At 64.3% G+C, this 23824-nt stretch carries 23 protein-coding genes and 2 tRNA genes; 14 read left to right on the top strand and 11 right to left on the bottom strand.

Annotation, left to right across the window (positions count from 1 at the left end; all coding sequences use genetic code 11):
* Together V2I08_RS12130 and V2I08_RS12125 are read left to right on the top strand one after the other, a co-directional pair.
* Positions 1 to 71, top strand: a tRNA-Arg gene (locus V2I08_RS12130).
* Positions 72 to 127: 56 nt separating this feature from the next.
* Positions 128 to 204, top strand: a tRNA-Arg gene (locus V2I08_RS12125).
* 15 nt (positions 205 to 219) lie between these two features.
* Here the strand turns inward: V2I08_RS12125 and V2I08_RS12120 are convergent.
* The 7 genes from V2I08_RS12120 to V2I08_RS12090 all read right to left on the bottom strand — a co-directional run bounded on the left by V2I08_RS12120 (position 220) and on the right by V2I08_RS12090 (position 6986).
* Positions 220 to 1668 carry a cobyric acid synthase gene (locus tag V2I08_RS12120; RefSeq protein WP_349635332.1) on the bottom strand — a complete coding sequence of 483 codons (1449 nt, stop codon included), beginning with the start codon at positions 1666 to 1668 and terminating at the stop codon, positions 220 to 222.
* 46 nt (positions 1669 to 1714) lie between these two features.
* A complete protein-coding gene (locus V2I08_RS12115) occupies positions 1715 to 1933 on the bottom strand; it encodes a hypothetical protein (protein WP_349635331.1) in 219 nt (72 codons plus the stop codon).
* A 30-nt stretch (positions 1934 to 1963) separates the two neighbouring features.
* Positions 1964 to 3223, bottom strand: coding sequence for an N-succinylarginine dihydrolase (locus V2I08_RS12110; RefSeq protein WP_349635330.1), 1260 nt, complete (start codon positions 3221 to 3223; stop codon positions 1964 to 1966).
* On the bottom strand, positions 3220 to 4236 hold the full coding sequence (locus V2I08_RS12105) for an arginine N-succinyltransferase (RefSeq protein WP_349635329.1): 1017 nt from the start codon (positions 4234 to 4236) through the stop codon (positions 3220 to 3222). Before V2I08_RS12105 ends, V2I08_RS12110 begins: the two co-directional genes overlap by 4 nt.
* A gap of 18 nt (positions 4237 to 4254) precedes the next feature.
* The gene (locus V2I08_RS12100) at positions 4255 to 5466 is read right to left on the bottom strand and encodes a hydrolase (protein WP_349635328.1); all 1212 of its coding nucleotides are present in this window, start codon (positions 5464 to 5466) and stop codon (positions 4255 to 4257) included.
* A 45-nt stretch (positions 5467 to 5511) separates the two neighbouring features.
* On the bottom strand, positions 5512 to 6411 hold the full coding sequence (locus V2I08_RS12095) for a DUF481 domain-containing protein (RefSeq protein WP_349635327.1): 900 nt from the start codon (positions 6409 to 6411) through the stop codon (positions 5512 to 5514).
* A gap of 89 nt (positions 6412 to 6500) precedes the next feature.
* Positions 6501 to 6986 carry an RNA pyrophosphohydrolase gene (locus tag V2I08_RS12090; RefSeq protein WP_349635326.1) on the bottom strand — a complete coding sequence of 162 codons (486 nt, stop codon included), beginning with the start codon at positions 6984 to 6986 and terminating at the stop codon, positions 6501 to 6503.
* A 187-nt stretch (positions 6987 to 7173) separates the two neighbouring features.
* Between V2I08_RS12090 and V2I08_RS12085 the strand changes: the two genes are divergently transcribed.
* On the top strand, positions 7174 to 8556 hold the full coding sequence (locus tag V2I08_RS12085; RefSeq protein ID WP_349635325.1) for a deoxyribodipyrimidine photo-lyase: 1383 nt from the start codon (positions 7174 to 7176) through the stop codon (positions 8554 to 8556).
* Positions 8557 to 8592: 36 nt separating this feature from the next.
* Positions 8593 to 9858, top strand: a complete 1266-nt coding sequence (locus tag V2I08_RS12080; RefSeq protein ID WP_349635324.1) for a cyclopropane-fatty-acyl-phospholipid synthase family protein — start codon at positions 8593 to 8595, stop codon at positions 9856 to 9858.
* Positions 9859 to 9904: 46 nt separating this feature from the next.
* On the opposite strand, the gene V2I08_RS12075 is transcribed toward V2I08_RS12080, so the two are convergent.
* The 3 genes from V2I08_RS12075 to chrA form a co-directional block, all read right to left on the bottom strand.
* Entirely contained in the window at positions 9905 to 10618 is a 714-nt protein-coding gene (locus V2I08_RS12075) for an SDR family NAD(P)-dependent oxidoreductase (RefSeq protein ID WP_349635323.1), read from the bottom strand.
* Between the two features lie 144 nt (positions 10619 to 10762).
* Positions 10763 to 12223 carry an amidophosphoribosyltransferase gene (gene purF, locus V2I08_RS12070; protein ID WP_333972528.1) on the bottom strand — a complete coding sequence of 487 codons (1461 nt, stop codon included), beginning with the start codon at positions 12221 to 12223 and terminating at the stop codon, positions 10763 to 10765.
* 166 nt (positions 12224 to 12389) lie between these two features.
* Positions 12390 to 13586, bottom strand: coding sequence for a chromate efflux transporter (gene chrA, locus V2I08_RS12065; protein ID WP_349635322.1), 1197 nt, complete (start codon positions 13584 to 13586; stop codon positions 12390 to 12392).
* Positions 13587 to 13794: 208 nt separating this feature from the next.
* Between chrA and ccmC the strand changes: the two genes are divergently transcribed.
* From ccmC to V2I08_RS12025, 8 genes are all read left to right on the top strand, one after another.
* On the top strand, positions 13795 to 14523 hold the full coding sequence (gene ccmC / locus V2I08_RS12060) for a heme ABC transporter permease CcmC (RefSeq protein ID WP_349635321.1): 729 nt from the start codon (positions 13795 to 13797) through the stop codon (positions 14521 to 14523).
* Between the two features lie 5 nt (positions 14524 to 14528).
* A complete protein-coding gene (locus tag V2I08_RS12055) occupies positions 14529 to 14660 on the top strand; it encodes a hypothetical protein (RefSeq protein WP_349635320.1) in 132 nt (43 codons plus the stop codon).
* On the top strand, positions 14657 to 15103 hold the full coding sequence (gene ccmE, locus V2I08_RS12050; RefSeq protein WP_349635319.1) for a cytochrome c maturation protein CcmE: 447 nt from the start codon (positions 14657 to 14659) through the stop codon (positions 15101 to 15103). Before V2I08_RS12055 ends, ccmE begins: the two co-directional genes overlap by 4 nt.
* A 160-nt stretch (positions 15104 to 15263) precedes the next feature.
* Positions 15264 to 17192: a heme lyase CcmF/NrfE family subunit gene (locus V2I08_RS12045; RefSeq protein ID WP_349635318.1), complete on the top strand. Its 1929-nt coding sequence runs from the start codon at positions 15264 to 15266 to the stop codon at positions 17190 to 17192.
* Positions 17189 to 17716: a redoxin family protein gene (locus tag V2I08_RS12040; protein WP_349635317.1), complete on the top strand. Its 528-nt coding sequence runs from the start codon at positions 17189 to 17191 to the stop codon at positions 17714 to 17716. The genes V2I08_RS12045 and V2I08_RS12040 overlap by 4 nt, the downstream gene beginning before the upstream one ends.
* Positions 17713 to 18123 (top strand): cytochrome c-type biogenesis protein, encoded by a 411-nt coding sequence (locus V2I08_RS12035; RefSeq protein ID WP_349635316.1) that lies wholly within the window; start codon positions 17713 to 17715, stop codon positions 18121 to 18123. The genes V2I08_RS12040 and V2I08_RS12035 overlap by 4 nt, the downstream gene beginning before the upstream one ends.
* Entirely contained in the window at positions 18120 to 18761 is a 642-nt protein-coding gene (locus tag V2I08_RS12030; protein ID WP_349635315.1) for a cytochrome C biosynthesis protein, read from the top strand. The genes V2I08_RS12035 and V2I08_RS12030 overlap by 4 nt, the downstream gene beginning before the upstream one ends.
* A gap of 127 nt (positions 18762 to 18888) precedes the next feature.
* Positions 18889 to 20814, top strand: a complete 1926-nt coding sequence (locus tag V2I08_RS12025; protein ID WP_349635314.1) for a potassium transporter Kup — start codon at positions 18889 to 18891, stop codon at positions 20812 to 20814.
* 56 nt (positions 20815 to 20870) lie between these two features.
* Here the strand turns inward: V2I08_RS12025 and V2I08_RS12020 are convergent, their stop codons facing one another.
* The gene (locus tag V2I08_RS12020; protein WP_171899275.1) at positions 20871 to 21344 is read right to left on the bottom strand and encodes an Hsp20 family protein; all 474 of its coding nucleotides are present in this window, start codon (positions 21342 to 21344) and stop codon (positions 20871 to 20873) included.
* A gap of 519 nt (positions 21345 to 21863) precedes the next feature.
* On the opposite strand from V2I08_RS12020, the gene V2I08_RS12015 reads away from it, so the two are divergent.
* On the top strand, positions 21864 to 23114 hold the full coding sequence (locus tag V2I08_RS12015; protein ID WP_349635313.1) for a lipoprotein-releasing ABC transporter permease subunit: 1251 nt from the start codon (positions 21864 to 21866) through the stop codon (positions 23112 to 23114).
* The gene (locus V2I08_RS12010) at positions 23107 to 23784 is read left to right on the top strand and encodes an ABC transporter ATP-binding protein (protein ID WP_349635312.1); all 678 of its coding nucleotides are present in this window, start codon (positions 23107 to 23109) and stop codon (positions 23782 to 23784) included. Before V2I08_RS12015 ends, V2I08_RS12010 begins: the two co-directional genes overlap by 8 nt.
* Positions 23785 to 23824: the final 40 nt, after the last annotated feature.

Below are 23824 nucleotides of genomic sequence, written 5' to 3'. Positions count from 1 at the left end.
ATAGCTCAGCTGGATAGAGCATCAGACTACGAATCTGAGGGTCGGGCGTTCGAATCGCTCTGGGTGCACCATTTTTCCGAAGGACTTTATCGGTCGGGCTTCCAGCCTCGCCGCCGGTCTTTCCTCTGCACCCATAGCTCAGCTGGATAGAGCATCAGACTACGAATCTGAGGGTCGGGCGTTCGAATCGCTCTGGGTGCACCATTTTTCCTATCAGCCTCAGCCCAATGCGAGCGCGATCATGGCATCGACATCGGCATGGGTTTCGAGCACCGCGGCGACCTCGTCCAGCGCATCTTCGACCGACTGGTCATAATCCTGCCCCGCCGACGCGCTACCCAACCGCCGCAGCACCGCATCGCGCAATTCCGTGCTGGCGAGCAGCCCATGGACATAGCTGCCCATCACCCGCCCATCGCGGCTCATCGCGCCATCCGGCCGATCGCCGAGCATCGCAAAGGGCCGCGCACGATCCGGTCCGTCGGTCCGCCCCATATGCATCTCATAGCCGCCAAATTCGGCCCCCAGCGCCCGGCCACGCACCGCTTCCAACGTCTTGGTCCCGCCGAGTACCGTCTCGACATCCAGCAGCCCCAGCCCGGCGACCGATCCCGGCGGCCCCTCCAGCCCGTCCGGGTCGGCAATCGTCCGCCCCAGCATCTGGTATCCGCCGCAAATTCCCAGCACCGCCCCGCCGCGCCGGTGATGCGCACGAATGTCGATGTCCCACCCCTGCGCTATCATCGCCCGCATATCCGCGACGCTGGCTTTGGAGCCGGGCAGGATCACCAGCGCCGCCCCGGCCGGGATGACCTGTCCCGGCCCGATCATGCGCAGGTCCACGCCCGGCTCCAGCTTCAGCGGATCGGCATCATCGAAATTGGAAATGCGCGGCAACACCGGGCAGGCGACGACCAGTGGCGCGTCGACCGAAAATTGCCGCCGCTCCAGCACGACCGCATCTTCGCTTGGCAGCCGCGCCACGGCATCCAGCCACGGCACAATACCCAGGCCGCGCCAGCCCGACAGCGCCTCGATCTGCGCATAGCCGTCCATGAACAAGGCCGGATCGCCGCGAAACTTGTTGATCAGGAAACCGCGGATCATCGCCGCATCCTTCGGGTCGATCACGGTGCGCGTGCCCACCACCGCCGCGATCACGCCGCCCCGGTCGATATCGCCGACCAGAACCACCGGCACATTGGCGGCGCGGGCAAAGCCCATATTGGCGATATCGCCCGCGCGCAGGTTGATCTCGGCGGGCGATCCCGCACCCTCGACCACAACGATGTCGCATTGCGCCTGCAACCGCGCGTAGCTTTCCAGCACCGCCCCCAGCAATTCGCCCCGCGCGGCGCGGAAATTGCCCGATCCCAACGTGCCGCGCACCTGGCCATGGACGATCAGTTGTGATGTCCGGTCGGCCTGCGGCTTCAACAGCACCGGGTTCATGTCCGTATGCAGCGGCACGCCGCAGGCGACGGCCTGCAACGCCTGCGCCCGGCCGATCTCACCGCCATCGGCCGTCACGGCCGCATTATTGGACATATTTTGCGGCTTGAACGGGCGGACCCGATAGCCACGCCGTAGCAGCGCCCGGCACAGCCCGGCGACCAGCACCGACTTGCCGACATCCGATCCGGTTCCCTGCAACATGATGGCACCCATGGCCATCATCCCTGACCGGCGGGTGCCGTCAGCGCAAGCCTGTCATCTATCCGTAAGTGCGCCGATATTCGAGCGTATCCAGGATCATGCCGCCGCCCATGAAGACCGCGCCAGTGCAGGCCAGCGCCAAAAGCTGCCCCCCGGTGCCGGGATATTGCTGCATATAGGTGACACCCCGTTCGGTCGCGCCAAGGGCGAGCGCATAGATGACCAGAAACGCCTCAAATTTGGTCTTGACGGTAAAAAGGCGTTTGATCCGTTCCATGTCCATCCCATTCGGCGTTTGCCCCCGCCATCAGGGCAATAAATCGCCCGAAAGCTGCAAATGGTCAACAAGCGTTAACCATGATTGTTCGATCCGCGCGATCAATGTGGTGTCGCCCAGCCCATCGGGCGCAATATCTTCGGGCCAATAGGCCGCCACGATTCCCGCGATGGCATCCAGCTTGGCTTCGTCCACCAGGAAGCGCGGATCGATCGTCGCTGGGTCGGCCACGACGCGCAGCCGCAGGCAGGCCGGGCCGCCGCCGTTGGCCATCGACTGACGGACATCGACCGGCACGAGTCGCCGGATCGGCCCATTGCCCGCGATCATCTGCTCCAGCCATTGCCATACAGCGGGCGTCTCACGCGCCTCGGTCGGCAGCACCAGCGCCATTTCGCCGGTCGGCAGCGTCACCAGTTGCGCGTTGAAGAGATAGCTTTTGATCGCATCGGCCAAGCTTACCGCGCTGGCGGGCACCTCGACAATCTCGACGCAGGGCAGGGCGGCGCGCAGATCGGCGTAGAAGCCTTCCTTGTCGGCAAAGGCCAGTTCATGGGTGAACAACACCCGCTCATTGGCCACCGCCACCACATCATTGTGGAAGGCCCCAGCGGCAATCGCTTCTTCGGACTGCTGCACGAACAAGGTCCGCGCCGGGTCCAGTCCATGCCGCCGCGCGACCGCCTTGCTCGCCTCGACATGCTGGCGCGCGGGGAAGGGGCCGCCGGACTGGCCATAGACGAATATCTCCACCCCTGGCTCGTCATGCCGTTCGCACAGCCGCATATGATTGGCCGCGCCTTCATCGCCAAAGGGCGGCGGCACCGGGCCATGGACGGCAAAGACGCTCTGGTCGGAAAAGGCGACCCGCAATTGCGCCAGCGTTTGCGGCCATTCATGGCTGCGATGCGCCATCGTCACCAGGTTCGCGACGGTCAAGTGCGTGCGCCCGTCGCCTGTGTCGCTGGCGGGGGAGACCGTCGCCGCATTGGCCGCCCACATGGACGAGGCCGACATCGCCGCCGCGCGGATATGCGGCTCGGCCGCGCCGACATCGGTTCCAAGCTGCGCCAGCCACGCCCCATCGGGTCGCCATTGCGGCAGGAAGATGCCCTGCGTCAGCCCCAGCCGGATGTTGCCGCGCATCTTTTCGATACCCTGCAACGCCGCCGCGCGCGGATGCGACACCGCGCCTGCATTGCGTGCCGAGGCCAGATTGCCGACGCTTAAGCCCGCATAATTGTGGCTTGGCCCGATCAGCCCGTCGAAATTAATCTCGGTAACGCTCATGCCCGCCCCGCCATGGTAAAAGCCGCGCCCGGTTCCAGCCCGATCCGCGCTGCGCTTGGCCCATCGAGCGACACGACGCCGTCCGCTTCCTGCACGAAACCCCAGGTGCAGCGATAGTCAGTGAGGCGCCCGGTCGCGATCAGCATCTTGTCGCCGCCCTTCTCATGCGTCGCGCCCAGCGTCACGTCGCGCGCGCCCGCGATCGTCTTCAACTGGTCGATCTGCCCCACCATCGTCGGGCCACCATCGAAAATATCGACATAGCCCGCATTGTCGAACCCCTCGGTCTCCAACATCCGCATCGCTGCCCGGCCATTGGGATGGGGCAGGCCGATGACGGCGCGCGCGCTGTCAGTCAGCATCGCGGTATAGATGGGCGTTTTGGGCATCAGGTCGGCGATGAACTGGTTGCCGTTGACGGCATTAAACTCGTCCGCCTCCTGAAAGCTCATCCCGAAAAAGCGCCCGGCCAGCCCGTCCCAGAAGGGCGACCCGCCCGCTTCGTCGATCACCCCGCGCAATTCGGCAATCACCCGGTCGCCGAAACGCTGCCGATGCCCGCGAATATAGAGATAACGGCTGCGCGACAGCAGCAGGCCCAGCCCCTCGGCCCGTTCGCGCGGATGCAGGAACAGCCCGCCAACCTCGACCGACCCTTCCAGATCGGTGGTCAGCGACAGCATCTGCGCCCGGAATGTCCGGCCCAGTTCGCGACTATGCTGGGTCAGCATCCCCAGTCGGTAGGAATAGAAGGGCCAGCTTTGCCCCACGGTCGAGAAAATCTGGCATGTGCCGCGCACTTGCCCCGTCTCGACATTTTCCAGCACCATGACGATCAGTTCGTCGGCAATGCCCTCATCGTCCCGCGCCAGCGCCGCTTCGGTCCGCTCCAGCTTGGCGGCGAGCGCCTTGCGGTCGGGCGGCAGGTTGGTGAAGCCACCCCCGGTCAGCTTCGCCATTTCATAGAGCGTTTGCAAATCCTCCGCCCGCGCGGTTCGCATGATGAAACTCAAGCGCTTACCCTCTCTTCTTCATATCTTACATCGTCCTTGCGCGATCCGCAGCAGCGCCAGCGCCGACAATTGCGCCCGTTCGGGCAGGCTGTCGGCGATCAGAAATTCGGCATCGCTGTGGATGCTCCCGCCGCGCACCCCCATCGTGTCGACCACCGGCACACCGCAGGCCGCGATATTATTGCCGTCGCACACCCCGCCGGTATCGCGCCAGCCAATCTCCAGTCCCAGGTCAGCGCCGCATTGCCTGACCAGTCCGAACAGGCGCTCGGCCTTGGCATCCATCGGCTTTGGCGGTCGCCCGAAACCGCCATGGAGATGCAGGCTGACCTCATGGTCGCGCGCCACATCGGCGATCGTCCGTTCGATCAGCGCCCGTGCCGCCACCTCGTCCTGCGGCGTCCGGGGCCGGAAATTGACGCGCAGCACGGCATGGTCGGGCACGACATTATTCGGCCCGCCGCCCTCGATCTTCGCCGGATTGCACGAACAGCCGGGGCCGCTCCCGGCCTTGAGCCGCAGCGCCAGGTCCGCCGCCGCCAGCAGCGCGTTGCGGCCGTCATCGGGATTGCGCCCGGCATGGGCGCTGCGCCCGGTCACGACGATCGAGAAATTGCCGCTCCCCGCCCGCGCGCCCGCCAGCGTGCCATCGGGGAGGGCCGGTTCATAGGTGAAGGCCGCGATCTTGCCTGCCGCCACCGTCCGCAACAGGCCAGCCGAGGAGGGGCTGCCCACTTCCTCATCGCTGTTGAGGATGACGTCATAGCCAAGCATCTGCGCCGCCTCCGTCCCCTCGATCGCCCGCAACGCCGAGAGCATCACCGCAATCCCGCCCTTCATGTCGGCGACGCCTGGACCGTTCAGGACGCCCGGTTCGATCCAGCGTTGCGCCTGGAACGGGTGATCGGCGGCAAAGACGGTATCCATATGCCCGGTGAGCAATAGCTGCACCGGCGCGTGCGGCCGCACCGACAGATGGAGATGTTGCCCATGCAGGATGGTTTCGACCTGTCCGTCGGCGCGCATCGTTTCGACCGGCGTTGCATCGACCAGCGTCACGTCGCCCGGCAATGGCGCAAAGGCGTCGGCCAACGTCGCCGCCATCCGCGCCAGCCCCGCCAGGTTACGCGATCCGCTGTTGATCGCGGACCACTCCTGCACCTGCGCCAGCATCGGCGCATCCGCAGCCCGCTCCAGCATTGCAGCTTCGACCGTTGATAAGGGGTTCATGGCAAGGGTCTATCAGAGCGCGGCGCGCGTCTCCACCCCTGCGCGTCAGAAGTCGTAGGTCAGCGTCAATCGGCTGAGCGTATCGAAATCGCGGGCGCTCAGCAGCGTTTCCGATTCATATTGGACGTTATAGGACAGGGCAGCAGAGAGACGCGCCGCCACCTTCGTTTCGATCGACGTCAGGGAATTGAGCGAGTAGACTTCGCTTTCGGCATAGCCCGCCGCTGTCTGCTTGACCGTCAGCGTCGGCGACAAGCGCCATACCGCCGCCATCGACCCGCGCGCACCCAGCTTGGTCTCCCGCTCGCCGATCAGATATTTGGCGTGGCGGACGGACGGGCCGATATCGACCTGCAAATCCAGCGGCTGGCTGACGATCAGCTTGTAGCCGACACCGATCGACCCGGTATAGCGTTCGTCATAGCCGATCGACGTGTCCCGCTCGAACTGGGCGAGGCCATAGGCAAAGCCGCGCGGGTCGAACTGAAAGCGCGGTTCATAACCGGCGAGATAGCGTTCGCGCGATGTGACCCCGTTGGCGCGGCGATAATCCGCCGTCGCGCTCAGCTTGTGCGACCATTGGAGGCCTGCGCGGGTCGCCGTGGCCGTGCCGCTCAGGCCCAGCTCGCTGGTGGAGCCGGTCGACCGGAAACCACCCGCTTCGATCCGGCCGGTCCATAATTCGGTAAAACGCGCCTCGCGAATCACGGTGTCGTGAGTCGCCTTGGTTCGTTCCTTCCAGCTATTGACCATGCGCTGGATCTCGTCGCCGGACGCAGGATTGGTCTGCCGCGCGATCTTGGCGACGGTGGCGATCTCCGTCTCGCTGCCATTGGCAATCGCCGCCTCCAGCATTTCGCGCACCGACGGCGGTAGCAATATGGGGTCTGCGGCCATGGCGGGCGCAGAAAACAGGAAGGAGATCAGGATCAAACAAGCGCGCATGCGTCCGTCATACCCGCTCGACCGGAAAACTTAAGCCCCTAAGTGCCTGTTTTCCGCACGGCCCGTCGCAGGAACGGTGTCGCAACGGTTCAGATCAACGATTTGAATTCCTGCAGGATATCGCGGTAGAGCTTGCGCTTGAACGGCACGATAAGCTCCGGCAGCGATTCAGGGGTGGCCCATCGCCAGGCGCGAAATTCGGGATGCTTGGTCTGGATATTGATATCGCTATCCTGCCCCAGAAAGCGGGCGAGATACCAATATTGCCGCTGGCCGCGATATTTCCCGCCCCATAATTTGCCCAGCAATTCGGGCGGCAGGTCATAGAAATGCTCGTCCTTGGCCTTGGCGATGATCTCGACATGCTCCGGCCCAATGCCGGTTTCCTCGCCCAGTTCGCGCAGGGCCGCCGCCTTGGCGTCTTCGCCCTCGTCAATCCCGCCTTGCGGCATCTGCCAGGCTTCCACGACATTATCGAGCCGCTGGCCGACGAAGACCTTGCCATCCCTGTTGACCAGCATGATGCCGACGCACGGCCGATATGCCATTTCCCGTTCATTGGGCGTGGAAGCCATAAATCCCCTGAATCTTTCTCACATGATGCCACACACCCCAGCAGGGCATCGGGCCTAAGGATAAGCGCGCCGCCTGCGCGCGTCCATGGATCGAATCGCGCATGGCCTGATTTGCGACGGGCCGTTGGTCCACAATATGCCCGATAGGGTGGTTGGAACCCGGCCCGGTGCCGCGCATTGCCTCACCATGTCAACCAACGCCCCCGTCCTCCTCTGGCTCCGCCAGGATCTGCGCCTGTCCGATCAGGCCGCGCTCGCCGCTGCGGTGGAGGAGGGGCCGGTCATCCCGGTCTATATATTGGACGACGACACCCCCCGCACATGGGCGATGGGTGGCGCATCGCGCTGGTGGCTGCACCACAGTCTGACCAGCCTGGACGAGCGGCTGCGCGAGAAGGGGTCGCGCCTCATCCTGCGGCGCGGGTCATCGGCCGAGATATTGGCGCAACTGGCGCAGGAAACCGGCGCACGCCGCGTCCATGCCCTGCACCATTATGAACCCTGGTGGCGTAACGCCGAAAAGGCGGTAGCCAAGAGGCTGGACCTTTGCCTTCATGATGGTGGTCTGCTGTTGCCGCCCGGCGCCGTGCGGACCGGGGCAGGGGGCATTTATCGCATCTACACGCCCTTTTCCCGCGCGGTGATGGAACATATGCCGCCGCCCACGCCGACCCGCGCGCCAGCCACCATCCCGACACCTGATCAGTGGCCTGTCAGCGACACGCTGGAGGACTGGGCCTTACTGCCCACCAAGCCCGATTGGGCGAGCGGCTTCACCGAAGACTGGACGCCCGGCGAAGCAGGCGCACGCGCGCATCTCACTGCCTTTCTCGATGCAGTCGGCGATTATCCGGTCGCGCGCAATCTGCCCTCGGTCGAAGGCTCCTCGCGCCTGTCGCCCCATCTCCACTTCGGCGAGATATCGCCCGCCACCGTCTGGCACCGCGTCGCGGATTCAGGTCAGGATGCAACTATCTATCTCAAGGAATTGATCTGGCGCGATTATGCCCATGTGCAGATTTGCCAGATGCCGACCTATGGCTCGGAAAATGCCCGGTCCGATTTCGATGCACTGCAATGGCGCGACCTGCGCAGCGCCCGGTCCGACTTTACCGCATGGAAGACAGGTCAGACTGGCTACCCGATTGTCGATGCGGGCATGCGCCAACTTTGGGCAACCGGCTGGATGCATAACCGTGTGCGCATGATTGCGGCCAGTTTCCTGATCAAGCACCTTCTGATCGACTGGCGGCATGGCGCGCGCTGGTTCTGGGACACGCTGGTCGATGCCAGCTACGCCAATAACAGCGTCAATTGGCAATGGGTTGCGGGCAGCGGCGTTGACGCCAATCTCTTCACCCGCATCATGGCCCCGCTCAGCCAGTCGGAAAAGTTCGACGCCGCCGCCTATATCCGCCGCTGGGTGCCCGAACTGGCGGACCTTCGCGATAGCGTCATCCACGACCCTGACGCCCATGGCGCGCGCCCCGCTGCTTATCCGCCCAAGATCATCGACCATCGCGAAGGCCGCGAGCGCGCCCTGGCCGCCTATCGCCACGCAAAGGGGTGATTGCAGCGCCCGCCGGCTTCGGGCAGGAATGACGCCATGAATGCAGTCGATCCCCGCCGCGGCCGCCGCGCCTTGTCTGTGCGTCAACCGCCCCGTTCCGGCAAGCCCAGCCGGATGGGCCGCGCGCTGGGACCGCTCTTCCATCGTCTGCTCGACCGGATAGACCGGGGGCTGGATCAGGGGTCGCTCGACGCCACCCTGCCCGACGGCACGCGCCGGATGCTGGGCGGACGTGCGCCGGGACCGCATTGCGAAGTCCATCTCGTCCATTGGCGCGCGCTGGTGCGGCTGGCGACCGGCGGATCGGCGGGCTGGTATCGCGCCTGGGCGGCAGGGGAATGGAGCAGTCCTGATCCGGTGCCACTCTTTGCCCTGTTCATGGCCAATGCCGTCGCGCTCGGCCGGGTCGCGCGGCCAAATGGCCCGACCCGCTGGACCGGCCGCGCGATCCACTGGGCGCGGCGCAACAGCCGCACCGGATCGCGCCACAACATCGCCTATCATTATGACCTGGGCAATGATTTCTACCAGCTCTGGTTGGACGAACTCATGCATTATTCCAGTGCCTTATTCAGCAATCCTGACAGCGAAACCGAGACTCTGGAACAGGCCCAACGGCGCAAGGTCGATGCGATTCTCGACCGGCTGGCGCTCAAGGATGGCGATAGCCTGCTCGAAATCGGCTGTGGCTGGGGCGGCCTCGCCGAACAGGCGATGGAGCGGCAGGCGATCGCCTATACCGGCCTCACCCTCTCGACCGAGCAGGCCGACTATGCCCGCGACCGCCTCGGCTCCGGCGCGCAAATCTGCCTCACCGACTATCGCGATGCGCAAGGGCAATATGACGCCATCGCCAGCGTCGAAATGGTCGAAGCCGTGGGCCAGCGCTACTGGCCCGCCTATCTCGCCGCCATCCACCGCCTGCTCAAGCCCGGCGGCCGCGCCGCGATCCAATATATCCTGATAGATGATGCGATTTTCGACCGCTATGCGCGCGGCGCAGATTTCATCCAGAGCTACATCTTCCCCGGTGGCATGCTGATGTCCGAAAGCCGCTTCCGCGCGCTCGCTGAACAGCAGGGGCTGGAGTGGCGCGACGTCCACCGCTTCGGCCAACATTATGCGCAGACGCTCCGCCGTTGGCGCTTGCGCTTCGACCAGGCGATCGAGCAGGGCCTGCTACCCACCAGTTTCGACCAACATTTCGTGGCCTTATGGCGCTATTATCTGATGTATTGCGAAGGCGGCTTCCGCGGCGGCGGCATCGATGTGGCACAAGTGACGCTGGTGAAATCCGCCTAAAGCCGTCGTTCGTGTCGAGCGCAGTCGAGAAACGCCCGCGCTACGTTCAGCCCTCGACCCGCATACGATGCCCGGTAGGCGTGTCCGTCGCGACCAGTCCAACAATCGCGTCGGCGACGACTTCCGGCCCCTTGAGCGTCGCCGGGTCTTCGCCCGGAAAGGCCCGCGCGCGCATCGCCGTGCGGGTCGCGCCGGGATCGACGATATGGGTGCGGATGGCCGAGATATTCTTCATCTCCTCGCCATAGGCCCCCACCAGCGTCTCCAGCGCCGCTTTCGACGCGCCATAGGCACCCCAATAGGCGCGCGGGCTGACGACCGACGACGTCACCGCCACCACCCGCGCATCGCCGCTCTTGCGCAGCATCCCATCGAAGGCCGCAATCAGCGCTTGGGGCGCCGCGATATTGAGGGTCAACAGCCGCGCAAATTCCTTGGCGTCGATCGCCGGCACCGCCGCCAGCGCGCCCAGCGTCGCGGCGTTCAGCACCAATATATCGAGCGCGTCCCAGCGCCCGCCGATCGCCTGCGCCAGCCGCCCGATGCTTTCGCCATCAATCAGGTCGAGCGGCGCGATCGTCGCGCTGCCGCCTGCTGCATGGATGCGTTCCTCCACCTCTTCCAGACCGCCGGTCGTGCGCGCGGTCAGCACGACATGCGCGCCCGCCCGGCCCAACGCCTCGGCCGTCGCTGCACCAATACCCCGGCTCGCCCCGGTAACGAGCGCGAGTTTACCGGAAAGGGGGAGCATGTCAGTCATAGCATCTCGTCATTTTCAAACTGATTTATGATCCGTTCGCCCTGAGCTTGTCGAAGGGCCTCACTTCTAGAAGAAGAAAGGGGCTTCGACAGGCTCAGCCCGAACGGATCTTTTAGGTTCGGAGAAAAGCGCAAGGAAAGCCTGTCAGGCCACCCGCTCGGCGAGCAATTCCAACTGGTTGGTCACCACCACATCATCCTGATCGGTCAGCGCGGTGGGATAGTCGCCGGTGAAGCAGGCATCGCAATATTGCGGCCGCGTGTCGGCCCGCTTCGCCTCGCCCAGTGCCTTGTACAGGCCGTCGATCGAGATGAAGGACAGACTGTCGGCATGGATGAAATCCTGCATCCCGCCCACGTCCAGCTTGTGCGCCAGCAACTTGGTGCGTTCGGGCGTATCGACACCATAGAAGCAGCTATGCTTGGTCGGCGGCGACGCAATCCGCATATGCACCTCGGCCGCGCCCGCCTCGCGCATCATCTGCACGATCTTCAAGCTGGTCGTCCCGCGCACGATCGAATCGTCGATCAACACGATCCGCTTGCCTTTGATCAGCGCGCGATTGGCATTATGTTTCAGCTTCACGCCCAGATGGCGCACCTTGTCGCCCGGCTGGATGAAGGTCCGCCCGATATAGTGCGAGCGGATGATGCCCAGCTCGAACGGGATGCCCGATTGCTGGGCATAGCCGATCGCCGCGGGCACGCCGCTGTCGGGCACGGGGATCACATAATCGGCCTCGACCGGATTTTCGATCGCCAGTTGCGCGCCGATCGCCTTGCGGACCGAATAGACGCTCGACCCGTCGACGATCGAATCGGGACGGCTGAAATAGACATGCTCGAAGATACAGGGGCGCGGATGCACCGGGCCGAACGGCCGATGCGACCGAATTTCGCCTTCATTGGTGACGATCACCAGTTCGCCCGGTTCGATCGTGCGCAGATATTCGGCACCGACCACGTCGAGCGCCACCGTTTCGGACGCGAAGATCGTTGTATCGCCGAGCTTGCCCATCACCAACGGCCGGATGCCGAGCGGATCGCGGCAGGCGATCATCCCTTCGGGCGTCATGACGATCAGCGAATAGGCACCCTCGACCTGCTTCAACGCATCAATGAACTTGTCGAGCAAGGTACGATAGCTGGACGTCGCCACCAGATGGATGATGACCTCGGTATCCGACGTCGACTGAAAGATCGACCCGCGCCGAATCAGTTCGCGCCGCACCTTCATCGCGTTGGAGATATTGCCATTATGGGCGATCGCGAATCCGCCTGAGTTCAACTCGGCATAGAGCGGCTGCACATTGCGCAGCGATGTCTCGCCCGTGGTCGAGTAGCGCACATGGCCGCAGGCCGCGTCGCCCGGCAATCCGCGAATCACCTCATCCCGGTCGAAATTCCCCGCCACATGGCCCATGGCCCGGTGGGTATGGAAATCATGCCCGTCCCAACTGGTGATACCCGCGGCTTCCTGGCCCCGATGCTGGAGCGCGTGAAGGCCAAGCGCGACGATAGCGGACGCCGTATCAGCGCCCGAAACGCCGAAAATGCCGCATTCCTCGCGCAACTTGTCGTCGTCGAAGGGGTTCGTAGTCATCATGGGTGCGAGCGGTTCCATAGCCGTTCCTGACAACCCATAAGGAATATCCAGGGGCCGTCGTTGAGCGCGCATATAGTCACTCCAAGCCGCTTTGTCGCCCTCCTGTCACAAAAAAGCGTCGAGGCGCGATTTCGCTCCGCGGGGACTGCACCGCCGGACCCCGTCATCACGGCGCGATCAGCCATCCGGCCAGTGCCCCGCCAGCGACGATCGCGGGCGTCACCCATGTCCCCTTGACCCGCCAAGCCACGGCCAAAGCGGCCATGAACAGCAGGATCGCGAAGACCGGCTTGTCCACCCGCGCGCCCGTCGCCTGGGCCAATTGCACGAATGTCGCGGCGATGACGCCCACTACGGCCGCCGCTACGCCGGTCAGCATCCGGTGCAGCGCCGGATTTTCGACCACTGCTTCCAGCCGTTCGAAGAAGATCATCGAAAAGGCGAAGGCCGGCAGGAACATCCCTGCCGTCACCGCCAGCGCGCCGACCGGCCCGCCCGCAACATAGCCGACGAACGTCGCAAAGATGACCAGCGGCGCAGGCAATATCCCTGCCAGCGCGATCCCGTCGAGGAACGCCGAATCGCTGATCCACCCGCGCCCGACCGTATCGGCGCGGACATAGGGGATGGCGGTATAGGCGCCACCAAAGGTCAGCAGGCCACCCTTCAACCCCGCGATGAACAGCATCGCCACGGTCGCGGGCGCAGCGGCTACCATCGGCGCGGCCGTCTCTGCCTCACCCGCAAAATGGCCGATCATCCCTGCGCCGACGACCGGCACGATCAGCACTAGCGCGGCGATCACCGGCCTGTCGGCCAGCGCATAGGCGACTCCGCCCGCGATCAATATGACCCAGAATGGCACATCCACCAGCGTCGAGACCAGCGCCACCATGGCAATTACCGCCAGCATCCGATCCTCGATGATATGCTGACCAATCCGCACGACGGCCCGCAAGATGATGGCCAGCACCACGATCTGCACGCCAAGCAACACGCCCGCGAGTCCTGCATTGCCTGCGATCCAGCCGACATAAAGCCATCCCGCGACCATCATCAGCGCCAGTCCCGGCAGCATGAAGCCCAGCCCGGCAAGCAGCCCGCCCAGCCGCCCGCGCGCCATCATCCCCAGATGGACGCACAGCTCATGTGCTTCGGGTCCGGGCAATATCTGCAACACCGCGAGCAACCGGTTGAAGCGCCCGGACGTGATCCAGTGCTCCTCCTCGACCAAGGCCTGCCGCACCATCGCGATCTGCGCCACCGGCCCGCCAAAGGCGAGTACCCCGAACCGCAGGAATTTAAGGAACAGCGCGATCAGGCTGATGCGCGGCGGCTGTATGTCGGCAATCGGGTCGGTCATCTAACGCTCCTCACGCCGCAGGCGCGGCGAATGGAACGGACTTGGACGGACTCCGTCTGACCGGGCGTCCGTGCCGGCCCGATGGGTCTGGCTATCGACGAAGTAAGCGCGGATTGTCAATCTCGTCGCTGCGCTTCCCAAATCCCCGTCCATCCGCAAAACGCCCCACTGGCTTTGCCCTTCATGCCCCGCTACAGACGCAGCCCTGATGCATCGTTTCGCCAATCCCGCCCGCTTCCTCAAGATCGCGCGCCCATTGACGGGCTGGCTGTTCTGGCCGGGGCTTGCCCTGTTGCTGGCGGGCAGCGCCTGCGGCCTGTGGCTGACGCCTGCCGACTATTTGCAGGGGCAGACGGTGCGTATCCTCTACATCCATGTGCCTGCCGCCTGGCTCGGCATGGGCGGCTGGACAGGCATCGCCATCGCAGCGCTGATGCAACTGGTGTGGCGGCATCCGCTCGCCGCCGTGGCAGGCCGCGCGATCGCCGCGCCCGGTGCGCTGTTCACTGCCATCTGCCTTGCCACCGGATCGATCTGGGGCCGCCCGACCTGGGGCACCTGGTGGGAATGGGACGGGCGCATGACCTCCATGCTGGTCCTGCTGTTCCTCTATCTTGGCTATATCGCGCTCGCCAATGCCAGCGTTCGCCAAGGGGCCGGGCAGGGCGGCGTCAGCACCGTCACCGCCATCTTCGGCCTCGTCGGCGCGGTCAATATCCCGATCATCAACCGCTCGGTCGTGTGGTGGAACAGCTTGCATCAGGGGCCGTCGATCACGATGCGCGGTTCCAGCATCGACATGGCGATCCTGTGGCCGCTCGGCCTGACGCTGCTCGGCTTTACGCTCTGGTTCGGCGCAATCATACTGATGCGGATGCGCGCGATCCTGGCGCAGAACAAGGTCGAGGCGCGCATGCAGCGTCTCGCGAGAGGGTGACCCCGATGCAGCAATGGACCTTCGTCATCGCCGCCTATGCGGTCACCTTGCTGGGCACGGCAGCGGCAAGCTGGCAAAGCTGGCGCGCGATGTGCCGTGCCGAGGCCCAGGCTGAACAATTGGCGGACCGCGCATGAAGGCCAAGCATCAACGGCTGATCCTCGCGCTCGCCGCGCTGGTCGCGCTCATCGGTGCCGGCCTGCTGGCGGCGTCCGCGCTCAAGGATGAGGCTGCCTATTTCTATGCGCCGGGCGATGTGAAGACCAAGGGTGTCGAACCCGGTAAGGCGATCCGCCTGGGCGGCATGGTGGTCAAGGGCAGCCTCAAGCGCGGGGCCGATGGCATCACCATCACTTTCGATGTCACTGATGGCAAGGCGACCGTCCCCGCCAGATTCAGCGGCATCGCGCCAGACCTGTTCAAGGAGGGCAGCGGCGTCGTCGCCGAAGGATCGTTCGACGCCAAAGGCACCTTCATCGCCACCAACCTGCTCGCCAAACATGACGAACGCTATATGCCGCGCGAGTTGGAAGGCATGAGCTACAATGAAACCACCCGCGAGATCGAGGTGGATCAGTGAGGCTGCGCGATATTCTCATCCTCCCCTGGCAGGGGAGGTGGCAACGCGAAGCGTTGACGGAGGGGTGTCACGCTCTCGATAGCGGGAGACCCCTCCGTCTGGCCTGCGGCCAGCCACCTCCCCCACAGGGGGAGGGTCTTTTTTGCGTGGATAAGACCCCATGATCGCCGAAATCGGCCTCGCCGCGCTCTGGCTCGCCGCTGCGCTCGCGCTGCTGCAACTTGTCCTCGCTTTCACGGGCCTCAAGGGCAACAAGCCCGACCTGCTCGCCGCTGTGCGTCCTGCCGCCGTGGCACAGGGCGTGTTGACCGCCATCGCCTTCATCGCGCTCGTCACGCTTTTCCTGCGCTCGGACATGTCGGTGCTGCTAGTCGCGACCAACAGCCATTCGGCCAAGCCGTGGCTCTATAAATTCGCGGGCACCTGGGGCAATCATGAAGGCTCGATGCTGCTCTGGGTTACGGTCATGGGCGTTGCCGGGGCCGCCGTCGCTCTGTTCGAACGCGCGCTGCGCCGCGATACCCATATGGCGACGCTGGGCGGGCAGGCAGCAATCAGCCTTGGTTTCTACGCTTTCCTGCTCTTCTCCTCCAACCCCTTTGCCCGCATCGCCCCGGCCCCAGCGGACGGGCAGGGGCTGAACCCGCTGTTGCAAGATCCCGGTCTCGCCTTCCATCCGCCGACCCTCTACATCGGCTATGTCGGCCTCTCGGTCGCCTTCTCCTTCGCTATCGGCGCGCTGCTGACGCGGCAGGTCGATGCCGCCTTTGCCCGCGCGATGCGCCCTTGGGTGCTGGCCGCCTGGGTCATGCTGACGCTGGGCATCACAGCGGGCAGCTATTGGGCCTATTATGAATTGGGCTGGGGCGGCTGGTGGTTCTGGGACCCGGTCGAAAACGCCTCGCTGATGCCCTGGCTCGCCGCGACGGCCTTACTCCACAGCGTTACCGTGCTGGCGACCCGCGATGCCCTGCGTGCCTGGACGGTCATGCTGGCGGTCGTCGCCTTTTCCATGTCGATGGTCGGCACCTTCCTTGTGCGTTCAGGCATCCTCACCAGCGTCCACGCTTTCGCGGTGGACCCGGAACGCGGCAGCTTCATCCTCGGCCTGCTCGCCCTCTATATCGGCGGCGCGCTGGCTTTGTTCGGCTGGCGCATCGGTGCCGTGCGCGAAGGTGCGCCATTCGAACTGGTCAGCCGCGAAACCATGTTGGTTATCAATAACTTGCTGCTGACGGTCATATTGGGTCTGGTCCTGATTGGCACCCTCTATCCGCTGATGACCGAAGCCTTCGGCCACAAGGTCTCGGTCGGCGCGCCCTATTTCGACCGGATCGCCGGGCCGATCGCGCTGGCGCTGATGATCGCCATGGCCGTCGGGCCGCTGGTGCGCTGGCGCAGGGACGATGCGCGGGTGGTGACCAAACGTTTGTTAATCCCCTTTCTCATAGCGCTATCCTTGTCCGCTTCGCTGTCCGTTTTGGCTTGGGGCCGCATCGGTATCCTGCCCTTCCTCGGCCTCGTCATCGCCGGAGCCGTCGGCGTCGCCAGCCTTGCGCCGTTGTGGAAACGCAATCTGCGCCGCACCCCGCTCTTCACCTATGGGATGGTCATCGCGCATCTCGGCTGTGCCGTCAGCTTGGGCGGCATGGCCAGCGACTCCGCCTTCACGGTCGAGAAGCTGGTCGCCGCCCGCCCTGGCGACATGATCCAGACCGCAGGCTGGCAACTGCGATTCGTACAGATCCAACCCATCGCGGGCGATAACTGGACCGCGCTTCAAGCCGACATGGAGGTGCGTCGCGGCGGTCGCCCGGTGATGATCCACCCCCAGTCCCGCTTCTTCGCTTCGCCCCCGACCACCACCAGCGAGGCCGCTTTGCTCACCCGCTGGAACGGCCAGCTTTACGTCGTGCTGGGCGAAGAGGTCGAAGGTGGCCGCTGGCAGTTGCGCATCTGGTGGAAGCCCTTTGTCACCCTCATCTGGTTCGGCGGCATCCTGATCGCGCTGGGTGGCTTCCTTGCGCTGCTCGGCCGCGAACGGCGCGGCTGGTTGATGAAGTGGCGCGCCAGGGCGGCGACTGCATGAGAAAGCTCCTGATCTGGCTGCCGCTTGGACTTTTCCTCGGCTTCATCGCCCTGTTCGCCAGCGGCTTGTTCCAGCCCGACGACCGCGTCATCCATTCCCGCCTGGTCGGCCAGCCGCTCCCGGCCTTCACGCTGCCCGCTGCCGCCAGCGACCGGCCGCCGCTCGCCAGCGCGCAGATGGCGACCGGCCAGCCGCGTCTGCTCAATATCTTCGCCAGTTGGTGCGTCCCCTGTGCCGCCGAAGCGCCGCAGTTGCTGGCGCTCAAACAGGCCGGTGTCCCGATCGACGCCATCGCCATCCGCGACGCCCGGCCAGATGTCGATGCCTTCCTCGCCCGCTACGGCAATCCCTATGCCCGCATCGGCCTCGACGCCCGCAGCGCCGTCCAGATCGCGCTCGGATCGTCCGGCGTGCCTGAAACCTTCGTCATCGATGGCAAGGGGCGCATCGCCTACCAGCATATCGGCGACATCCGCGCCGACGATGTGCCGATGATCCTCGAAAAGCTGAGGGCCGCGCAATGAGACTCATCCTCGCGTTCCTCTTCGCGCTGATCGTGACCCCGCTCGCTGCCCAGACCGCGCTGCCGCCTGCGCCCTGGGCCGATCGGCAACTCGCCGACCCCGCACAAGAGCGCAAGGCCAAGGCGCTGATGGAAACCATCCGCTGCCTCACCTGCCAGAGCCAGTCGATCGCCGACAGCAATGCTAGCATGGCCGGTGACATGCGCTCGCAAATCCGCGAACGGATCATGGCGGGCGAGCAACCCGAAGCGATCCGCACCTGGCTGATCGCCCGCTATGGCGACTGGGTCAGCTACGAGCCCACCGCCGCCCCCATTCTCTGGCCGCTCTGGGGCGCGCCGTTGCTGCTGCTTGGCCTCGGCCTGCTGCTGCTGCGTGGCCGGATCAAGCGAAAGGCGCGGTCATGACCGGATGGTTCCTCGCCTTCGGCCTCGCGGCACTGGCCTTCCTCGCCATGCTGCTGCTCGGTCGCATTCCCCGTTCCGCGCGGGAGATCAGCGCGGCCGCGCTCCTGCTGGGGCTGGCGGGTTATGCGTGGCAGGGTAATCCCGGCCTCGCCGGTGCGCTGCGTTCGACCAAGCCGGTCGAAGGCCAGTTTGACGAGAAGTTGGCCGAAGAACGGCGCAACCTCGGCGAACGCTTTGGCCCGACCGGGCAATGGTTGATCCTGTCCGATGGACTTGGTCGTCAGGGCAAGACCAAGGACGCCGCCAACATCCTGCTGTCGGGCCTGCGCGCCAGGCCCGATGACGCCACGCTGTGGCTCGGTCTCGGCAATGCGCTCGTCGCCCATGCCGATGGCATATTGTCGCCGGGCGCGGATTTTGCGTTTCGGCGTGCCATGGCGCTCGATGCCGATGGCCTTGCCCCCCGGTATTTCTACGGGCTTGCCCTGGCGCGCAACAACCAGTTGCAGGCCGCGCGTGGAATGTGGGCACCGCTGGCAGAGAGCGCGCCCGAAGGCAGCCGGATCAAGGCGGAACTTCAAGCCAACATCGCGCGTATCGACGCCCTTCTGGCTCAGGATGGAACGGTCGCACCCTAGGCACAAAGCGTCGCATTGCGCACCCCTGGTGGGCATGATAGGGCGCGGCGGTTTGTGGGGTGGCAGGATTGTCCGTCATCGCCTCTCAACGGATGTCGACACAGTATGACCATTGCGTTTTTCCTGCATGGCTGACCTGCTTCCCAACACCGCGCCAACGTCCGGCGAGGAAGAAACAGGCCACGGCCATGCCCGGCAGAAGGCCACCGTCAAACTGGTGGTCGGCGCGATCGGCATCGTCTTTGGCGACATCGGCACCAGCCCGCTCTACGCCTTTCGCGAGACATTTGCCGGGCACCATGAACTGACCCTCGATCCCGACCATATATTGGGCGTTATCAGCCTGATGTTCTGGTCGATGATGCTGGTGGTGACGTTGAAATATGTCAGCATCATCATGCGCGCCGATAATAAGGGCGAAGGCGGCAGCCTGGCGCTGCTGGCGCTGATCAACGGCCAGACCAAGACACAGCGCTGGTCGCGCGGCATCGTCCTGCTCGGCGTGTTCGCGACCGCGCTCTTCTACGGCGACTCGATGATTACCCCCGCCGTTTCGGTCCTGTCGGCGGTCGAAGGGCTGGCCATCTACAATCCGGTTCTTGCCCCGGCGATCATACCCGTCGTGATCCTGATTCTGGTTGGCCTGTTTTGGATACAGGGTCTGGGCACGAACAAGGTTGCAACGCTGTTTGGGCCGATCATGCTGCTCTATTTCGTGACGATCGCGACGTTGGGCATATTGTCGATCATCAAGACGCCGGGCATCCTCTACGCCTTCAACCCTTATTGGGCCGTCATGTTCTTCGTTACCGATCCGCTGCCCGCCTTTTTGGCGCTGGGCGCGGTCGTGCTGGCGGTGACAGGGGCAGAGGCGCTTTATGCCGATATGGGCCATTTCGGCCGCAATCCGATCCGCGTGTCCTGGCTCGCCTTCGTGCTGCCCGCGCTGATGCTCAACTATATGGGCCAGGGCGCGCTGCTCTTCCGCGAAGGCGCGGCGGCGCTCGACAGCCCCTTCTACAATCTGGCACCGCAATGGGCACAGTTACCGCTGGTCGCCATGGCGACGATGGCGGCGATCATCGCGTCGCAAGCGGTCATTTCCGGGGCCTTCTCGGTGACGCAACAGGCGATCCAGCTCGGCTTCATGCCGCGCCTGCGGATTGCGCATACCAGCGCGGCGACGGCTGGCCAAATCTACATCCCCCTCGTCAACTGGGGCTTGATGGTGATGGTCATCCTGCTGGTGCTGACCTTCAAGACCTCATCCAACCTGACCGCCGCCTATGGTATCGCGGTCACTGGTGCGATGTTCATCGACAACGTCCTGCTGACCGTCGTGCTGTACCGGCTGTGGAACTGGAAATGGTATTATGCCGCGCCGGTACTGGCCGTTTTCTACATCGTCGATGGGGCCTATCTCGCGGCGAACCTGACCAAGGTGCCCGATGGCGGCTGGTTCCCGCTGCTGATCGGCTTCATCATCTTCACTCTGCTGACCACCTGGTCACGCGGTCGCCGCTTGGTGCAGGATCGTTTGCGCGAAGCCGCCATGCCGATCCCGGTGTTCGTGGCGTCCGCCGCCAACAGCGCGGTGCGTGTGCCCGGCACGGCGGTCTTCATGACATCGACGCCCGATGGCGTGCCTCATGCGCTGCTCCACAACCTCAAGCATAACAAGGTGCTGCACGAGCGGGTCATCCTGCTGACGGTCAAGATCAAGGATGTGCCGGTGGTCGAGGATGACGGCCGGTGCAAGCTGGAGGATCTGGGCCGGGGGTTCTTCCGCATGGTGCTGCAATATGGCTTCATGCAGGAACCCGATGTGCCCGCCGCGCTCAAGAATGTGTCGGGCTGTGGCCAGGCGTTCAAGATGATGGACACCAGCTTCTTCCTGGCGCGGCAAACCCTGCTGCCGTCGTCCAAACCGGGCATGCCGCTATGGCGCGAAAAAATCTTCGCCTGGATGCTCCGCAACGCGGAAAGCGCGATGGAATTCTTCCGCCTGCCCACCAACCGCGTGGTCGAGCTGGGCAGCCAGGTCGAGATATAGAAAAGGGCGCGGCCTTCGCAAAGGCCGCGCCCCACAGGCTTACGTCATTCCGCCGCTCAGGCGGCGTCGCGGTCCTTGGCGGTGATCTCCACAAGCTGACCGCCATTGATGGCGATCTTCTTGGGCTTCATCGCTTCGGGCACTTCGCGCAGCAGGTCGATCACCAGCAGGCCATCGGCCAGGTCGGCCTTTTCCACCCGCACGAAATCGGCGAGTTCGAACCGCCGCTCGAAGCTGCGGTTGGCGATGCCGACATGCAGATATTTGGACCGATCCGAAGCCGACCCTTCATCCTTGCGACCGATCACCTGGAGCAAATTCTGCTGTGCGGTGATGTCGATCTCGTCGGGACGAAAACCGGCAACCGCCAGCGTCACGCGATAGCGATCCTCCGACAGGCGCTCGATGTTGAACGGCGGGTAATTGTCACCCTGGCTCAACCGGGCATTGTTTTCGATCAGGTCGAACAGACGATCGAAACCGACGGTGGAACGACGATAGGGGGTAAGGTCAAATGCACGCATTGTCATAATCTCCCAAAGAGCAAAATGAACGTGCCGGACCCGAAACAGGCGTCCGGCGATACTGCGCCCAACCCCATATGGCGGCTGGACAGCGTGGATATGGTTTTGTGCCCGGAGGTTTCAAGAGGGCGAAACGGGCGTGAGACACACAGAAAAATGCGGCCCTTGGACCTTTTGTCCAATGGTGATCGTTTGGCGCGAAGGACAAATAAAAAGCGCCCGGATCGTGTTTTCACGATCCGGGCGCTTCATAGACGATTGCTCGTCTCCCCCTTGGTCTGCCTCAACCGCTTCTCAGCCCCCTAAGCTCGAAGCGGGATGCAGTATCCCTGAACCACGGCCTTTTACCTGTGCTTCTAGGGTCTTGCTATGACTGCGGCGGGCCGGAGTCACGGGCAAAATGGGCCGTCTGTGATTTTGCGGTGCGCCCTGTGGCCGTGATGCAACAATCTGGCAATGCTTGCCGTTCGGCCCCGCCATGCCTAGACGATCAGCCTATCCTTCCACAGGGGCCGTCCGCGCCACATGATTCTTTCCCGCTACGAACGCATGATCGCCAAGCGCTACCTTTTGCCCGGCAAGGGGGAGGGGTTCATCTTTCTTGTTGCCGGCATCAGCCTGGCTGCGGTGATGCTCGGCGTCGCCGCGCTCATCATCGTGATGAGCGTCATGAACGGCTTTCGCGCCGAACTGTTCGACAAGATTGTGGGGCTGAACGGCCATGCGGTGGTGCAGGGCTATGGCGGGCGCCTGCCGGACTGGCAGTCGGTGTTGGCGCAGGCGAGGGCGACGCCCGGCGTCACCAACGCCACGCCGATGATCGAACAGCCCCTGCTCGCCACCTTCAACGGCCGGGTGGAGGCCGTGCTGGTGCGCGGCATGACGGTGCCCGACATCCGCACCAACAAGACGCTCAAGGGCAAGGTGCTGGCGGGCACGCTTAATAACCTGACCGCCAATAGCAGCCGTATCGGCATTGGTTCGCGGCTGGCGGAAAATCTCGGCATCCAGTTGGGCGACAGCCTGACCATCATCAATCCGGCCGGTCGGGCCACCCCGTTCGGCACGGTGCCGCGCCAGGTCGCCTATCAGGTCGCCGCCATCTTCGAAGTTGGCGTTTATGACTATGACAAGGCCATGGTGGTCATGCCGATCGAGGATGCGCAGACGTTGCTGCTGCTCGGCGACGTGGTCGGCATGATCGAGGTCGAGACGGTCGATGCCGATCGGGTGGGCCAGATATTGCAGCCATTGGCGGCAAAAGTCGCGGGACGTGCCGTTGTCACCGACTGGAGACAGATGAACGCTTCGCTGTTCGAGGCGCTGGCGGTCGAGCGTATCGCGATGTTCGTCGTCCTCTCGATCATCGTGCTGGTCGCCGTGTTCAACATCCTTTCCTCGCTCATCATGCTGGTCCGCGCCAAGACGCGCGACATCGCCATCCTGCGGACGATGGGGGCCAGCCGGATCGGCCTGGTCAAGATCTTCATGACCGTGGGCGTCACCATCGGCACGCTGGGCATGGTGGCGGGCATGGTGCTGGGCTTCACCTTCCTCTTCTTCCGCCAGGGGATCGTCAACGCGATCCAGTTCGTGACGGGGCAAAATCTCTGGGATCCCTCGATCCGCTTCCTGACCGAACTGCCATCGCAGCCTGATCCGGTGGAAATCGCCAGCATCTGCATCATGGCGCTGGTGTTCAGCTTCCTTGCCACCCTTTATCCGGCCTTCAAGGCCGCCAATACCGATCCGGTCCAGGTGCTGCGTTATGAATGACATATTGAAGGTCACGGGCCTCACCCGCAGCTTCACCCAGGGCGGCGTCACGATCGAGGTGCTACGCGGCGTCGACCTCAATGTGGGGCCGGGCGAGATCGTGGCTTTGCTGGGGCCATCGGGGTCGGGCAAATCGACGCTGCTCCAGGCAGTGGGTTTGCTGGAGGGCGGGTTCGACGGTTCGATCCGTATCGGCGGCGAGGAAGCGGCCAAGCTCGACAATGACGGCCGCACCCGCCTGCGCCGTGACGCACTGGGTTTCGTCTATCAGTTCCACCATCTGCTGCCCGATTTCAACGCGGCCGAGAATGTGATCCTGCCGCAGGTAATCCGCGACGTGGACATGGGCGCAGCCAAGGCGCGTGCCGAATCGCTGCTGACCGCACTTGGTCTCGGCCACCGGCTCGACCATCGCCCCAGCCAATTGTCAGGCGGCGAGCAGCAGCGCGTTGCCGTCGCCCGCGCGCTCGCCAACCGCCCCGCGCTGGTGCTGGCCGACGAGCCGACCGGCAATCTGGACGAGCGCACCGCCGACATCGTTCTTGCCGAATTTTTAGGGCTGGTCCGTGGGGAAGGTTCGGCGGCGCTGGTCGCCACCCATAATGAACGGCTGGCGTTGAAGATGGACCGGGTGGTTCGCCTGCACGAAGGACGGCTGGAACAACATTAAGGCAAGGCGCGACACCAACAGGGGTGTCGCGCCTTGTCTA

Origin of the sequence: Sphingobium sp. MK2, from assembly GCF_040170545.1 — a bacterium.
Classification (GTDB): Bacteria; Pseudomonadota; Alphaproteobacteria; order Sphingomonadales; family Sphingomonadaceae; genus Sphingobium.
This window is presented reverse-complemented; position numbering and strand designations above follow the sequence as displayed.